Annotated in this window: 12 protein-coding genes; 4 read left to right on the plus strand and 8 right to left on the minus strand. The window is 34.1% G+C overall.

Annotated features, from left to right (window positions below; translation table 11 throughout):
• Positions 1–8: 8 nt before the first annotated feature.
• The 7 genes from ACSVH9_RS02125 to ACSVH9_RS02155 all read right to left on the minus strand — a co-directional run bounded on the left by ACSVH9_RS02125 (position 9) and on the right by ACSVH9_RS02155 (position 4,781).
• Positions 9–485, minus strand: coding sequence for a hypothetical protein (locus ACSVH9_RS02125; protein WP_438062265.1), 477 nt, complete (start codon positions 483–485; stop codon positions 9–11).
• A gap of 203 nt (positions 486–688) precedes the next feature.
• Entirely contained in the window at positions 689–1,282 is a 594-nt protein-coding gene (locus tag ACSVH9_RS02130; protein ID WP_438062266.1) for a hypothetical protein, read from the minus strand.
• A 167-nt stretch (positions 1,283–1,449) separates the two neighbouring features.
• Complete coding sequence (locus tag ACSVH9_RS02135) at positions 1,450–2,361, minus strand: SIR2 family protein (RefSeq protein ID WP_438062267.1); 912 nt, start codon at positions 2,359–2,361, stop codon at positions 1,450–1,452.
• Between the two features lie 173 nt (positions 2,362–2,534).
• A complete protein-coding gene (locus ACSVH9_RS02140) occupies positions 2,535–3,269 on the minus strand; it encodes a hypothetical protein (RefSeq protein ID WP_438062268.1) in 735 nt (244 codons plus the stop codon).
• A 188-nt stretch (positions 3,270–3,457) separates the two neighbouring features.
• Positions 3,458–4,015, minus strand: coding sequence for a hypothetical protein (locus ACSVH9_RS02145; protein WP_438062269.1), 558 nt, complete (start codon positions 4,013–4,015; stop codon positions 3,458–3,460).
• A gap of 91 nt (positions 4,016–4,106) precedes the next feature.
• Entirely contained in the window at positions 4,107–4,238 is a 132-nt protein-coding gene (locus ACSVH9_RS02150) for a hypothetical protein (protein ID WP_438062270.1), read from the minus strand.
• Positions 4,239–4,298: 60 nt separating this feature from the next.
• Positions 4,299–4,781, minus strand: a complete 483-nt coding sequence (locus ACSVH9_RS02155; protein ID WP_438062271.1) for a hypothetical protein — start codon at positions 4,779–4,781, stop codon at positions 4,299–4,301.
• A gap of 809 nt (positions 4,782–5,590) precedes the next feature.
• On the opposite strand from ACSVH9_RS02155, the gene dnaK reads away from it, so the two are divergent.
• Positions 5,591–7,474, plus strand: coding sequence for an Hsp70 family protein (gene dnaK / locus ACSVH9_RS02160; protein WP_438062272.1), 1,884 nt, complete (start codon positions 5,591–5,593; stop codon positions 7,472–7,474).
• Positions 7,475–7,632: 158 nt separating this feature from the next.
• A complete protein-coding gene (locus ACSVH9_RS02165; protein WP_438062273.1) occupies positions 7,633–8,163 on the plus strand; it encodes a DUF6252 family protein in 531 nt (176 codons plus the stop codon).
• A gap of 365 nt (positions 8,164–8,528) precedes the next feature.
• Here ACSVH9_RS02165 and ACSVH9_RS02170 read toward each other — a convergent pair whose 3' ends face one another.
• Positions 8,529–11,081: a zinc-dependent metalloprotease gene (locus tag ACSVH9_RS02170; protein WP_438062274.1), complete on the minus strand. Its 2,553-nt coding sequence runs from the start codon at positions 11,079–11,081 to the stop codon at positions 8,529–8,531.
• A 329-nt stretch (positions 11,082–11,410) separates the two neighbouring features.
• Here ACSVH9_RS02170 and corA point away from each other — a divergent pair, with 329 nt between their 5' ends.
• A complete protein-coding gene (corA, locus tag ACSVH9_RS02175; protein WP_438062275.1) occupies positions 11,411–12,481 on the plus strand; it encodes a magnesium/cobalt transporter CorA in 1,071 nt (356 codons plus the stop codon).
• 48 nt (positions 12,482–12,529) lie between these two features.
• Positions 12,530–14,623, plus strand: a complete 2,094-nt coding sequence (pta, locus tag ACSVH9_RS02180; protein ID WP_438062276.1) for a phosphate acetyltransferase — start codon at positions 12,530–12,532, stop codon at positions 14,621–14,623.
• Positions 14,624–14,699: the final 76 nt, after the last annotated feature.

Below are 14,699 nucleotides of genomic sequence, written 5' to 3' on the forward strand. Positions count from 1 at the left end.
GCCCTTTGTTATACATTCACTAACCATTCAGAGTCGACTACCGAATTTGAATTTTCATTTACTTTATCTAGAAAAAGGCTAAAATTGTTAGTTGTTAAAGATTGGTTAGTAACAATTTTGTAAATAATTTGGTTGTCTGATTCATTGATAACTATTTTCCAAATGCGTCTATCATTTTCACTGTAGGAAGTTCTTGTAACTTCAATAATGTTTCCAATCGGGTGTTCAGTTACTTTATCATAATCGATTAAATACAAATAAGCATCATCAAAATAGAATTCTGGATTGCTGAAGTGAAACTGGTCCGAACCTAACCAAGTTATACCAGGAGATAACTTAATCAACTTCCATAAATCTAAATTCGTTCTTTCTTTAAAATCAATTTCTTGTTGCTCTTGACGGATTTGAAAATAGTTGGAAATTCCTTGAGTGTTTAGCATTAAAATGATAACTATTACGAAAGTTGCAATTATTAGGATGGTCATTTAAAATAAAATTTTTTGTTTTAAAATCACTTTGTGTTTTGAAATATGAGATACTGTTGTTGCTAAAATACTTTTACTGCAAAGTGGTTGAGATTGCATTGAGCCTCGTATTAGGATTTACCAAATAATTCCAAATTCAAGACCAATTTCAAAATAAGCTTAATACCCAAATTGCTTGTAGCGTCTGTTGGCAGTAGTGTTTTTTACCAATTAGGTTTGTTATATGTCATTCCTTCTAACTTTATTTTTTTATAAATTTTCGGATTAAGATTTGCTCTGAAAACTGATATTTCGTTAATTTTTTTTCTTATATTTTTTTCAGAATATCCAAGGCAAAAGTCTGTTCTTGGGTTTTCGTTTAGCAAAATTAAATCACTATTTTCATCAATAATTCCAAATTCTAATTGGTCTGAACCTGCGTTTATATCGGTGTAGATTTGTAGTTTTATAACATTCCCTTTAACCTTAAAATAGCCTACAATTCCGTAATCCACATTATTTACATCTTCAATTTTTGGATATGTTTTTGTTCCTTGAATTTTGAATTTACCGTTTGCATAAAAACGAATATATCTATCACTATTTTTATAAGTATCTGTATCTCTATAATAATTACTATTTGTCAAATAGTATATTGCAGTTGTGTCAATTATTTTAGTGTTAGTTAGTTTTGCAGATTTTCTTTGGTAACTAAATTTATAGTTTTTTGGTGGGCGAACAAATCCTTCATTATTGGTCAAATAATGAGAACAACTTGTCAATAATATTATTAGATTAACTGCAAATATTCTCTTCATATTTTTCGTTTTTTTGGGCAATATTACTGCCAAAGTTCTGGTACTACAGCGGGTTTGGGATTAAATTAAGCCCATTTTTCGGATTTGCCAAATATTCCAAATACAAGACAATTTTTCCATTAAACCAAATGCCCAAATCCGTTGTAGTGGCTGTTATGGGCCGGCTTTTATTTAATTTTGTTATTTAATACTTCCGTCAATTTTTTATAATAATCATTATATCTATTCTTTCCACTAGATGACGGAATAATTTCAATTGTTACATCCATACTTTCTAATACACCTTTTAAATGCTCATTAATATCTTCACAATAAAAGCTAATTTTATTTGTTATTAATAAACCTAATTCACTTTTTTTCATTCGAGCTCTTTTGTTTATAATCCACCACAAATCAATTTCAGCATAATCTAACGAAAAGCCTATGATGTGAATATTTGAATTAAAGAACAACTCTATCCACGATGAGCCACTGAAATTTTTATTTAGAAGTTTATCTGCAATAGAGATTTCTGTAATTGTTTCTTTATGCTCGGTATATCTATAAGTCCCTTTGATGTAGTTATCTATTTTTCCAATTTCTCCGCAATAATGGTCTAAACCAAGCATTATTGTTGCTGGTTTTCTAAGTTCTCCATGAATTTGCCAAAAATGTTTTTTCCTTTCATTTGTGTTTGAGATTCGTTTCAAACGCCTAATACTATAAACATCTTCAGAACTATATTCGTAAATCGGAAAATTCACTTCATTTAGTTCTTTGAGACTATCAATGAAGGCGTAATCGTAATTTGTTGTCAAATAATTTTCCGCATTTATATTAAACAAATCAATATAAGTTTGATGAGGCTTAATATTTGCCATTAAATCAGCAATCTTTGCTTTGGCTTCAAATTCATCGTTAAGTATGTCTGAATGATTATTTGGTTTTTCAAGAATTATTCTTTCGTAAATCATTGTGTTTGGCAAACTATCATTATCAAACGTTCTTGTCTCTTTTAAATCATTAAGCAGATTAGACCAAGATATGTTCTCAGGACTTAGCCTATTTATTCCATTTCCAAAAAATATCGTATTCTCCATGTTTTATTTTAGTAGTTCATTTGAAGCTTGCCCATAGTGTTCCGCCGCTTCTCGTCAGTTGCGAAGTTCGGAACGAATTATTTTCTGTTAAAGATAAAAATTCTTGCTAAACGTGAACGTGAACTTACCACAAAACTCGCAATTGCGAGAAACGGCTGTTATGCGTGGTTCTTTTAATGTCTATTTTCCAATATTCCGATTAAATTTACAAGTGAAATTGTTGCTGTCGCACAAATTGATACATCTTTTCCTGTTGCAGTTCTTTTATGAGTAACCTCATTTGCCAAACTTAAAGATGCTTTTGCATATTTTCTAAGATTTTCATTTGTTGAACCAGCAAATTCAGCTTTTATATATGCTTCAATCATTCTGTTTGCGTCAGTTTTACTCGGAGCAACATTGTCAATTGTAGGATGCCTATCTTTATCATATATAGCTTGAGCAAGCGATATAATAGTTTCACGACATAGTAAGCCAATAGCTTGATACTGTTCTTCGTTTTTTGCTATTTTAATTCTATCTTTTATTTCTTTTAAACTTCTGTCTATTCTTTCCCATCCTGTAAGGTTTACCGAAATATTCAATAAATCTGTTTGTCCCGATTCAGGAACAATTATAATTTCAGCAATTTTGATTTGTTCGTAAGGGCGTAAAATTATTTCTAATTTTTCTTGAATGGTAGATTCTGCATTCAGTTCAACTGATTGGAGTTTTACGAATCTTTCTACAGAAATTGCAATAGTTATGGTATAAAAATATATCCCGCCATTCCAATTGTCATATCCTGTTTGTTCGGCGGTAATATTAGCACTTCGTAAGATTTCAGCGAGTTCAAAATCCTCGTTAGCTTCAAGTAATTGTATTACTGTAAAAATATTTTTCTGTAAATTTTCTTTTTTTTCGAGCAAGATTTCAAATTTTAGTAGTTCTTCTATATGCAGAGGTTTAAGAATCACGCATAACGTTCCCGCGCTACACGCAGGCTGGGATTAAAGATGCGTAATCTTTCAGTTAAAAACAAATGCATCAAATACAAACTATTTTCAAATTAAACCAATTGCCGAACTTGCTTGTAGCGTGTGTTGGCAGATGGCATTTATCTAATTAATTTTAATAACTTTTCAAAATCTCCACATTGTCCAAAATTTTCCGTGTTTTGTTTCGTACCTTCGATATAAAACAAACGACATCCGAAGCACACTTTCGCCTTTCCAACTACTTTTTCATTTTTTTTGAAGATAAAAATATCTCGATATATGGGCACACACGCTGCTGCATATCCACTATCACACAGTTTTTCGCTAAAAATAGCATTAATTGAATTCAATTTAGAATTCTTGATTATTTTCTTTTCAAAATTAAACTTTTCTAAAGAGTCGGTGTGATTCATATTGGAATATGCTACTATGTCTAACAACTCTTTATCTTCTTGTGATAGTTTCTCTTTTAAGTGTAAATCGGTAGCATCATTTTCGGATATATTCTTATAATAATGTTCAACTTTATCAAAATCAAAAAACGATTTTCCAATTTTTTGATTTTTGGTTGAAGTATTTTCTTTATTAGATTCTACGCTCTTATCAGGTTTTGTTTTTTTATTACATGCAAAAAAAGAAGAGATTAATAAAAGTAGAATTATTGATTTTTTAATCATAATATAAAATTTGAGTTCGTTGACTTTGCAGCCAACGTTCTGGTACTACAGCGGGTTTGGGACTAAAGTAAGATTTATTTTTCGGTTATCACTAAACTGCCAAATACAAAACCATTTTTCCACTAAGCCAATTGCCCAAATCCGTTGTAGTAGCTGTTAGCGGTTCGGTTGCCTCTTTATAATGTTTGTCAATTCCTATCTTTAATTCAGTTTTGTGTTTCAACTTCCACAAACTTTTAAAATTTCTACTTTCCAATTTACGAATTTTAGTCTTTAGGTTTTTTTAAAATTTTGTTTTTTTAAAATTGTAAATTCCACTAGGTCTTTTACTTTTTATATAAGGAAATGATTTCGATATTAGTAGTGAATCTTTAATGTAAAATTTTTCGTTTCTAAAAATTACATAGCCAATATTTGGCGTACAATCTTTTTTTGTCTTTTCGATATTATGATTATCATTCGCAATCGTATCTTTTGGAGGTGGAGGAGGTTTAAGTATAAAACTTTCAATATAATAACATCCTTTAGGTTCAAAACTATTTAAAACTAAAGTGTCATTATTAATCTTCCACTTTCCTTTCGATATCGAATGTGAAACACAAGCAGAACGATTGAATTCAAATGTATTGTTTGAATTTATTGTTAAATTCCCATCTAAAGAATACCATTTATGTTCAAAAGCATTTGAAATAATTACTTGCTTTTTTTTACAACTCAAAAGAGTTAGAAAAACTACAGCTACAAAATAAAGATGCTTTTTTTTCATTTCTACGTTTTTTTTCACAACTGACCGCTAACTAGTGTATAGTCGCTACTATACGCCCAAACTTGGTTAGATAATCGCAGTCTTATCTCGTTTTATTGTTTTTTCAAATATATAAAATTTTCATTGCAAATCTTTTGCTTGTTGAGGGTTTGTTGATATTGGTTTATTATTTGAAGTTTATGGTTGTTGTTAAAAAAAAAACACACCCCCAGCCCCTCTCAAGAGGGGAGCTATGACTGCAAAAATTGGGATTTGTATTTTAAAAATTGAAATTTCTTCGCATAACGTTTCTAGCCCTGATGGGAGCGGCATCCTTTGGCTCTGGGGTTCAGAGCCACAGATATAGCGGACAGCAGGATTAAGCTCCTAAATAGTTGTGTAATGGAGGAATTTGCCCTTCGACTGCGCTCAGGGTGACGTTTTTGGGATTTGGGATTTAAGAATTAGGATTTATGATTTGGAATTTAAGAATTAGGATTTTCCCTTCGACTGCGCTCAGGGTGACGTTTTTTGAATTTTGAATTTGAATTTTGAATTTGAATTTTGAATTTGAAATTTAAGAATTAGGATTTGCCCTTCAACTGCGCTCAGGGTAACGTTTTTTGAATTTTGAATTTTGAATTTGGAATTTGGAATTTTGAATTTGAATTTTGATTTTTGGAATTGAAAATGTCATCTTGTCATATTTTTTTCCGCCATTTTTGGGGCAAACTGACAATTTATAGACTGACATCGGCTTGGCACAGTCCTTGACTTACCGACCTCGAGTTGTTAAAACGAGTATACAATTAAAATTAAATATAGTAAAAATGGGTAAAATAATCGGAATTGATTTAGGTACGACCAACTCTTGTGTTTCTGTAATGGAAGGTAATGAAGCAGTTGTTATTCCTAACGCAGAGGGAAAAAGAACAACGCCATCTATCATCGCTTTTGTAGAAGGTGGAGAAATTAAAGTGGGTGATCCTGCAAAAAGACAAGCAGTAACTAATCCAACTAAGACTATTGCTTCTATCAAACGTTTTATGGGACATACTTTTGCTGAAACTCAAGAAGAGGCAAAAAGAGTTCCTTACACAGTTGTAAAAGGTGACAACAATACGCCACGTGTGGATATTGACGGTCGTTTGTACACTGCTCAAGAATTGTCAGCTATGACACTTCAAAAAATGAAAAAAACTGCTGAAGACTATTTAGGTCAAACAGTAACTGAAGCAGTTATTACTGTTCCTGCTTACTTTAACGATGCACAACGTCAGGCTACAAAAGAGGCTGGTGAAATCGCTGGTTTAAAAGTTATGCGTATCATCAACGAACCAACTGCTGCGGCTTTGGCTTACGGATTGGATAAAAAAGGAACAGACCAAAAAATTGCTGTTTACGATTTAGGTGGAGGTACTTTTGATATCTCTGTATTGGAATTAGGAGACGGAGTTTTCGAAGTATTGTCTACTAATGGTGATACTCACTTAGGTGGTGATGATTTTGACCAAGTAATCATTGACTGGTTAGCTGACGAATTCAAAGCTGAAGAAGGTATTGATTTACGTTTAGACCCAATGTCATTACAACGTATTAAAGAAGCTGCTGAGAAAGCAAAAATTGAATTGTCTTCTTCTGCAGAAACTGAAATCAACTTGCCATACGTTACAGCTACGGCTTCAGGACCAAAACACTTAGTGAAAAAATTATCTCGTTCTAAATTTGAGCAATTAGCAGATAGTTTAGTAAAACGTTCTATGGCTCCAGTAGCACAAGCATTGAAAGATGCAGGTTTGTCTACTTCTGACATTGACGAAGTTATCTTGGTAGGTGGTTCTACTCGTATCCCAAGAATCGTTGAAGAAGTTGAAAAATTCTTCGGTAAAAAAGCATCTAAAGGTGTTAACCCTGATGAGGTTGTAGCTATCGGTGCTGCTATCCAAGGTGGTGTATTGTCTGGAGATGTAAAAGATGTATTGTTACTTGACGTTACTCCTTTGGCTTTAGGTATCGAAACTATGGGTGGTGTAATGACTACTTTAATCGAAGCTAACACTACTATCCCAACTAAAAAATCTCAAGTTTTCTCTACGGCTGCTGATTCTCAACCATCTGTTGAAATCCACGTATTGCAAGGAGCTAGAGCAATGGCTGCGGATAACAAAACTATTGGTCGTTTCCACTTAGACGGAATTCCACCAGCACCAAGAGGTGTTCCTCAAATTGAAGTTACTTTTGACATTGATGCTAACGGTATCATCAAAGTATCGGCTACTGACAAAGGAACTGGTAAATCTCACGATATTCGTATCGAGGCTTCTTCTGGATTAACTGCTGAAGAAATCGAGAAAATGAAAAAAGATGCTGAAGCAAATGCTGACGCAGATAGAATTGCAAAAGAAAGAGCAGAGAAATTGAACGAAGCTGACAGTATGATTTTCCAAACAGAATCTCAATTGAAAGAGCTTGGAGATAAATTATCTGACGATAACAAAGTTGCTGTAGAGTACGCTTTAACTGAATTGAGAATGGCGCACCAATCTCAAGACATTCCAGCTATTCAAACGGCTCTTGACAACATCAACGCTGCTTGGAAAAAAGCAACTGAAGCGATGTACGCTCAAGGTGAACAAGGTCAGGCTGCTGCTGAGCCACAAGCTCAAGCACAAGGAGACAATGTTGAAGACGTTGAATTCGAAGAAGTAAAATAAGTATTAAGTACTTCGTACTAAGTATTAAGATTGAAACCGAGTCATTATTGACTCGGTTTTTTTTGTTTCATTTTTATATATTAGTAGGTTATTTTTTATAATTCATCTTGTTTTTTCAAAATAATAATCTTTTATTTGTTAAAATAAATTTATTTAAAATGAAAAAATATATTGGAATGGGTTTGGCCATTATGGCCTTGTTTTTTGTAGGCTGTAGTAATGAAGATTCTTCAGAGGGTAGTGCATCGGGAACTATAACGGCAACGATTAACGGAACGCCTTGGAAAGGGTCAAAGATTGTTAATGTTTCTTTGATACAAGCAAAATCTATTGGAGAGCAGCGATTTGACATCAGTGCTCAAGATGGTAAACAAATGCTGTCATTAGCCTTTTCAAGCGAGATAACTACCAAAGGAATGCCTGTTCGCACTTATTCGTTTGATAATGATGATGCGTTATTTTTAAATACGTATCTGATAGGGAATAGTACGTTTACCGAGCATTCTCCAGTTAGTGGTCAATTAACCATTACGGCTATGGATGCGGATAAAAAAACAATCTCAGGTACCTTTAGTTTTCAAAATGAGAAAGTAGGTACCTTACAAACAGAAATTGTAACGCCTGAAATGGTAAATGTAACGGAAGGGGTTTTTACCAATCTAAGCTACAAAGTGATAACGGAAAAGTAATCTACTTTTTGGCAATGTGAACCGAGTCGGTAATGGCTCGGTTTTTTTGTGCCCTAGATTCAGATTTTGATGCAAATGGTTTGCTTTTGATTATGTAGAAAAGGAAAAGTAATACAACCTTTATTTCAATATAGTCTTATCGTTTTTTGTCATATCGAGCGTAATCGAGATATATCGAGGGTTCTCGACTGCGCTCGAACTGACAAAATGGACTATTTTATGGTTTTTCTGTAAGGTCTTTTTTTTGACTTTGTAGGCATCAGAATTCAAAATACAAACCTACAGGATTTAACTATTTGATATCCTTCAAAAAAAGGTCTCGCTATAAAACGAGACCTTTTGATATTCAACTAAAATGGTACTTGTTATTTTGGATTCAAAGCACTGTCAATTCGAGCTACTAAATCCAATAAGTGGAATTTACTCAAACGGTCCATTCTCGCTGCAGCCACTTTCATTTCATTTTTCAATCCTACCAATTGTCCTCTAGCGATAGAAGGCAAATCGGTTTGTGCTAAATTTACGGTTCTTGAATTCATACCGTAAGCCGCACCTACACTGTTAGAACGTACTACTGCATTGCCTGGTTTTAGCATAGCAATTACTTTATCTACATACAGTTTTTGGATGTTTCTGCGGTAAATGTCTATTTTGGCACCACCAGCTAATTCTGAGAAGATTCCTTTTTTCAAGTCGGTCATTAATTCATCTACAGAATAGTTTTCAGGGCTACTACTTGCGCTTTCCATCAAACGCACCATTCTGTCTCCAGCCAATAAGTTAGAAAGGGTTCCGTCTTGCATTGCTTTGATGGCTTCTACACCACTTTCTGGACTAATTTTAGATAAAACGTTAGTATCTAGTAACCATTTTGGTGTAACAAATAACTGAGTGTTCAAGAAGGTAACTGCTTCTTTTTGGATGCTTTTTGGTACTACTTCAAATTGGTTGCCAGACATGTCATAGGTTTTTGGTGTGTCATAAATACCACCTACGTTTTTGGTCACGTGTCCCATATAGCGTCTGAATTGTCCTGTCAAAGCATTGTACATTTCTTCTAGTTCTGAATAGCTTTCTCCTTTTTCGGCACTCCAAATGATTAAGTTTGGCAAAATGCGTTTTAAGTTTTTGATTCCGTATGCAGAAGCTTTCATAGCATTGTCTCCAATGTCTTCGGTTTGGTATCTTGGGTCATAAGGACTAGCCTCTGTTCCAAACCATAAACGACGGTTTTTGTAGGCTTCTTTGGTCATCTCGTTCAAGATGGCTTTTTCTGCTTTTTCATCTTTGGCGTCAGCAAAATAAGAATACCCCCATTTGATAGCCCATTTGTCATAATCACCAATTCTTGGGAATAAGTGTTTTACGCCGTCTTCTGGCTGTGCTACGTAGTTGAAACGCGCATAATCCATAATAGAAGAAGTGTGGCCATTCTTTTCTTGGAAAGCAGCATCTCTAAGTTTTTCTACTGGAGTAGCGGTACTTGCTCCCATATTGTGACGTAAACCTAAAGTATGTCCTACTTCGTGAGAAGATACAAAACGAATCAATTCGCCCATTAGGTTGTCATCAAATTGTTTTTTTCTTGCCGCTGGGTCAACCGCAGCAGTTTGGATTAAATACCAGTTTCTCAACAAACTCATGATGTTGTGGTACCATCCGATATGGCTTTCTAATATTTCACCTGATCTTGGGTCGTGTACGTTTGGCCCATATGCATTTTGGATATCGGCAGCAAAATAACGCAATACTGAGAAACGAGCATCTTCTAAGCTCATCGTTGGGTCATTCTCTGGCCAATATTCACCACGAATAGCGTTTTTCCAACCTGCTGCTTCAAAAGCTACTTGCCAGTCGTCAATTCCTTGTTTGATGAATTTTCTCCATTTGATTGGAGTAGCAGGGTCGATATAGTACACGATTGGTTTTTTCGGTTCAATCAATTCGCCTCTTTTTTGTTTGGCAGCATCATCGGCGTTTTTTGGTTCTAATTTCCAACGAACAGCAAAAATTTCGGTATCCGATTTTTGAGATTCTTCTTCAAAAACATCAATTTGGTTGGCAAAGAAACCTACACGAGCATCGAAAGTTCTTTTGCGCATAGGTACTTTTGGTAACAACAACATCGAAGTATTCAATTCAATAGTCACCACTCCTGCATCCAAACCAGCAGGTAAATTGGTTCCAATTCTAGGTGTTGGATTCAACGATAACTGTGGTGCAGTAGTAGCGTACGTTTTTACGGTTTTGATTTCAACATTAATTGGGTAACTGCTCATTTTTTGAATAAAAGAGCGGTCTTTTTGAAACCCTTGAATATTGAGTAATTGTTTTTTGATAGGGTCCAAAGAGAAAGTTTGTAAATCCGATTCAAATGTTGGAGTTACATCAATTACATAACCTGTAGTTTCTTTTCCTTCTTTTTTGAAGGCTAAAATTTCATAGTTACCAATAATTGGGTCTGCTGATGAATTTTTTACTGCTTGAGCAATAGGTTTGTCCTCATCTGGAGAAGTAATTACGTGTGTAATAGAGCGTAACAAAAGGTTGTTGTTCAATCCTTTTTCCCATTTGATAACTTGACGATTTACTTCTTCACCTCCAAAAACACCTCCACCAGCTGGAGTTTTAGAATAACGTGTAATCGTCATAATTTCTTTTCCGATAAGCGTATCGTTGATTTCAAACAAAAACTTATTATCGGTTGTTTTGTGAATATTGAAAAGTCCTTTTTGAGTAACTGCCGTAGAGTCGACTACTTTGTTATACGGTTTAGGTCCTTTTTTTTCAGGAGCTTTTTGTTCTACTTTCGGAGCTTCTTTACCCGCATCCTTCTTTTTTTTGCTTTGCGCAAAACTTACTTCGGTACAGCAAAAAAGAAGTGCCGTACTAAGTAATAGCAATTTGGTTTTTGACATGTTGATTTGAATTTTTTAGTGGTAATAGATTGATAATTTTTTTTGAAAACTCTACAATGAAATTGTTTTCTAGCTTCAAACCTATTAAAAAAAATCAAAAAATAAGTAGTTTTGTAAGTTAAAATTTAAAGATTAACAATTGTTGACGGCAATTATAAATTTATGTAAAACCTGATTTTTCTCATAAACTAAACTCTTTTTTTGCTTTATTTTTGTCAAAAATATAACTAGTGTAGACACAGTACGTTCTGTAATTTGTAAAGTCAAATGACTTGAATTCAGCTAAATATTAATTTATTTTTCGTAATATTACTAGATAAATTCAATTCATGAGAAAAATAAAATACCGTAAAGGACGAAAAGTACAGCCCAATAGTTTAGAATATACGGGTGTTCACAAAAACAAAGAGTCAGAAATGCAACTATTTGTTTATGATGAAGTTAGCTTTTCTGAGTATGTGGATTTTGAATTCAAAGACTTGAATAAGTTGGTTGATACTACTAAAAATAATTGGTTGAATATTCATGGCTTAAACAATCTTGAATTGATTAAGGCGATAGGTTCTCATTTTTCGATTGATAATTATGTTTTGTCTGATGTATTAAACACCAGTCGAAGAACAAAATTGGAAGAGTCTCACGATAGGTTGTTTTTTAATATTAAATCGATATTACCGACTGAGCATTCAGATAATATAAGTGTTGAGCAAATTAGTTTTTTGTTGAAAGATGGTTTGCTCATTTCATTTCAAGAAAAGCGTTCGGATTTTTTTACTCATATTCGAGAACGCATTCGTCAGAACTCGGTTATTTTGAGGACCAAAAAAACGGATTATCTTTTGTACTCTTTGCTCGATGCTGTAATGGAAAATTTTTATATCACTATTGAAAATGAAGAAGACCGTTTGGAAGAGATTATGAATTTATCTAAAACAAGTTCTGACCCAATAATTTTGCAGCGAATAGAAAAACATAGGGACAATTTCAATTTTTTAAAACGTGCCATTATTCCGCTACGCGATTCGTTATATGATATAAAAAGCATAAAAGACGATAATACATTTAATGTGATGCAACCCGATAGTTTTGTGTTTTTTGCTCGTTTGTATCAAAAAACATTAGAACTTTTGGAACAAATAGATTCGGATATGGGATTGTTAGAAAGTGCTTCGAATTTCTTTTTTACAACACAATCGCACAAAATGAATGAGATTATGAAAACGCTAACTATAGTATCGGCAATTTTTATTCCGCTGACTTTTATAGTAGGCGTTTATGGGATGAACTTTGATAATATGCCAGAACTGCGTTATCAAAACGGTTACTTTTATATACTACTATTGATGTTAGCTATTGGTATTTCAATGGTAATTTACTTCAAAAAGAGGCGTTGGTTTTAGTGTTTATAGAGGATTTTAGAATAGGAAAAATGATTAAAAATAGTTACAATGAATAAAGCAATATACATAGCCACTAGCGAACAAAATTGTGGTAAATCGATTATCAGTTTAGGATTAATGCAGTTGTTAATTGGTAAAACTGCTCGCGTGGGGTACTTTAGACCCATTATTGAGGATTTTGAGGAAGGACAGTTTGACAATCATATCGAAACTGTGATTTCTCATTTTGGATTGGATATGAAGTTTGAAGATGCTTATGCTTTTACGAAGAGTAAATTAATCAAGAAAAAGAACAAAGGTAAAATAGGAGAGGTACTTGATGTAATTATCGAAAAATTCAAACGACTGGAAGAAAAGTTTGATTTTGTCTTGGTAGAAGGCACAAGTTTTATTGGAGAAGGTACCGCTATAGAATTAGGGATTAATGTTCTTATTGCTAAAAATCTAGGTATCCCAACTATCATCATTGGTTCAGGTATTGGCAAAACACTAGAAGAATTGGTAGATAGTTTGTATTTGGCTTACGATACTTTCAAAGTAAAAGATGTTGAAGTGATATCAGTAATTGCCAATAAAGTACAACCCGAAAACATTGAATTGGTTACGAATGATTTGAAAAAGAACCTACCAAGTTCGGTGCTCATCAATACCATTCCATTAATTTCTAGTTTGAACAATCCAACGGTACAAGAAATTGTAAATGAGATTGGTGCCAAAGTATTATTTGGTCATGAATATTTGAACAACCAAACGGGAAGTTACAGTATTGGAGCGATGCAATTGCCAAATTATTTATTGCACCTCAAAGAAAATGGTTTGATTATTACGCCGGGTGACCGTGCCGATATTATTTTGGGAGCCTTACAAGCTAATGAGTCGGCTAATTATCCTTCGGTTTCTGGGATTGTTTTGACGGGAAATATTATGCCGGAGGAAAGTATTTTGAAGTTGATAGAAGGATTGTCAACGGTAGTTCCTATTCTTACGGTAGAAGGCGGAACGTATAATATTTCGAATCAAATTGGTGCTATTAAGTCTAAGATTTATGCCAACAATACACAGAAGATTGAAACCTCGATTGCTACTTTCGAAAAATATGTAGATATCGATGCTTTGGCTGAGAAGTTTACCTCTTTTGAATCAGATGGTATTACACCAAAGATGTTCCAATACAATTTGGTAAAACGTGCCAAAAAACACCGCAAACATATTGTACTGCCTGAAGGAAATGACGAGCGAATTTTGATTGCGGCTTCGCGTTTGCAACTTATGGATGTGGTTGATATTTCTATCATTGGTAACCGAAAACAAGTGGAGAGCAAAGTAGCTGAACTTGGTTTAGAATTTGATTTTGATAAAGTGGCCATCATTAATCCAACGGAATCAGAACATTATGAGGATTATGTAAACACCTATTATGAATTGCGAAAAGCAAAAAATGTATCCTTGGCGATGGCAAGAGATTTAATGGAAGATGTGTCTTATTTTGGTACGATGATGGTGTACAAAGGACACGCTGACGGAATGGTTTCGGGAGCGGCGCATACTACGCAACACACTATTTTGCCAGCGCTTCAATTTATCAAAACTAAACCTAATTCATCTGTGGTTTCTTCTGTGTTTTTTATGTGTTTAGAAGATAGAGTTTCTGTTTTTGGAGATTGCGCGATTAATCCGAATCCAACCGCAGAACAATTGGCAGAAATCGCAATTTCATCGGCGGATTCGAGTTTGGCATTTGGAATTGACCCTAAAGTAGCGATGTTGTCGTATTCTTCAGGAACTTCTGGTAAAGGGGATGAAGTGGAGAAAGTAAGAGCGGCTACCGAAATTGTAAAAGCCAAACGTCCTGATATTAAAATTGAAGGACCGATTCAATACGACGCTGCGGTAGATATGAGTGTGGGTAAAAGTAAAATGCCAGATTCGCAAGTTGCTGGACAAGCCAGTGTATTGATTTTTCCAGATTTGAATACAGGAAATAACACCTATAAAGCCGTTCAAAGAGAAACTGGAGCCTTAGCGATTGGTCCAATGTTGCAAGGATTAAACAAACCAGTTAACGATTTGAGTAGAGGTTGTACGGTAGATGATATCATCAATACGGTGGTAATTACAGCTATACAAGCACAAGGATTGTAAATGTATACCAAAAGGTAAGTTGTTGCCTTTTAGCCCTGGTAGGAATGAAAATCCTTTTGCCCCGATTTTTTAGGGG

This window comes from Flavobacterium sp. RSSB_23 (genome assembly GCF_051547145.1).
Lineage (GTDB): Bacteria > Bacteroidota > Bacteroidia > Flavobacteriales > Flavobacteriaceae > Flavobacterium.

Excerpts from the sequence above, each read along its gene's own strand:
- ACSVH9_RS02125 (WP_438062265.1), bottom strand. The coding sequence starts at position 485 with ATGACCATCCTAATAATTGCAACTTTCGTAATAGTTATCATTTTAATG.
- ACSVH9_RS02130 (WP_438062266.1), bottom strand. The coding sequence starts at position 1,282 with ATGAAGAGAATATTTGCAGTTAATCTAATAATATTATTGACAAGTTGT.
- ACSVH9_RS02135 (WP_438062267.1), bottom strand. The coding sequence starts at position 2,361 with ATGGAGAATACGATATTTTTTGGAAATGGAATAAATAGGCTAAGTCCT.
- ACSVH9_RS02145 (WP_438062269.1), bottom strand. The coding sequence starts at position 4,015 with ATGATTAAAAAATCAATAATTCTACTTTTATTAATCTCTTCTTTTTTT.
- ACSVH9_RS02155 (WP_438062271.1), bottom strand. The coding sequence starts at position 4,781 with ATGAAAAAAAAGCATCTTTATTTTGTAGCTGTAGTTTTTCTAACTCTT.
- dnaK (WP_438062272.1), top strand. The coding sequence starts at position 5,591 with ATGGGTAAAATAATCGGAATTGATTTAGGTACGACCAACTCTTGTGTT.
- ACSVH9_RS02165 (WP_438062273.1), top strand. The coding sequence starts at position 7,633 with ATGAAAAAATATATTGGAATGGGTTTGGCCATTATGGCCTTGTTTTTT.
- ACSVH9_RS02170 (WP_438062274.1), bottom strand. The coding sequence starts at position 11,081 with ATGTCAAAAACCAAATTGCTATTACTTAGTACGGCACTTCTTTTTTGC.
- corA (WP_438062275.1), top strand. The coding sequence starts at position 11,411 with ATGAGAAAAATAAAATACCGTAAAGGACGAAAAGTACAGCCCAATAGT.
- pta (WP_438062276.1), top strand. The coding sequence starts at position 12,530 with ATGAATAAAGCAATATACATAGCCACTAGCGAACAAAATTGTGGTAAA.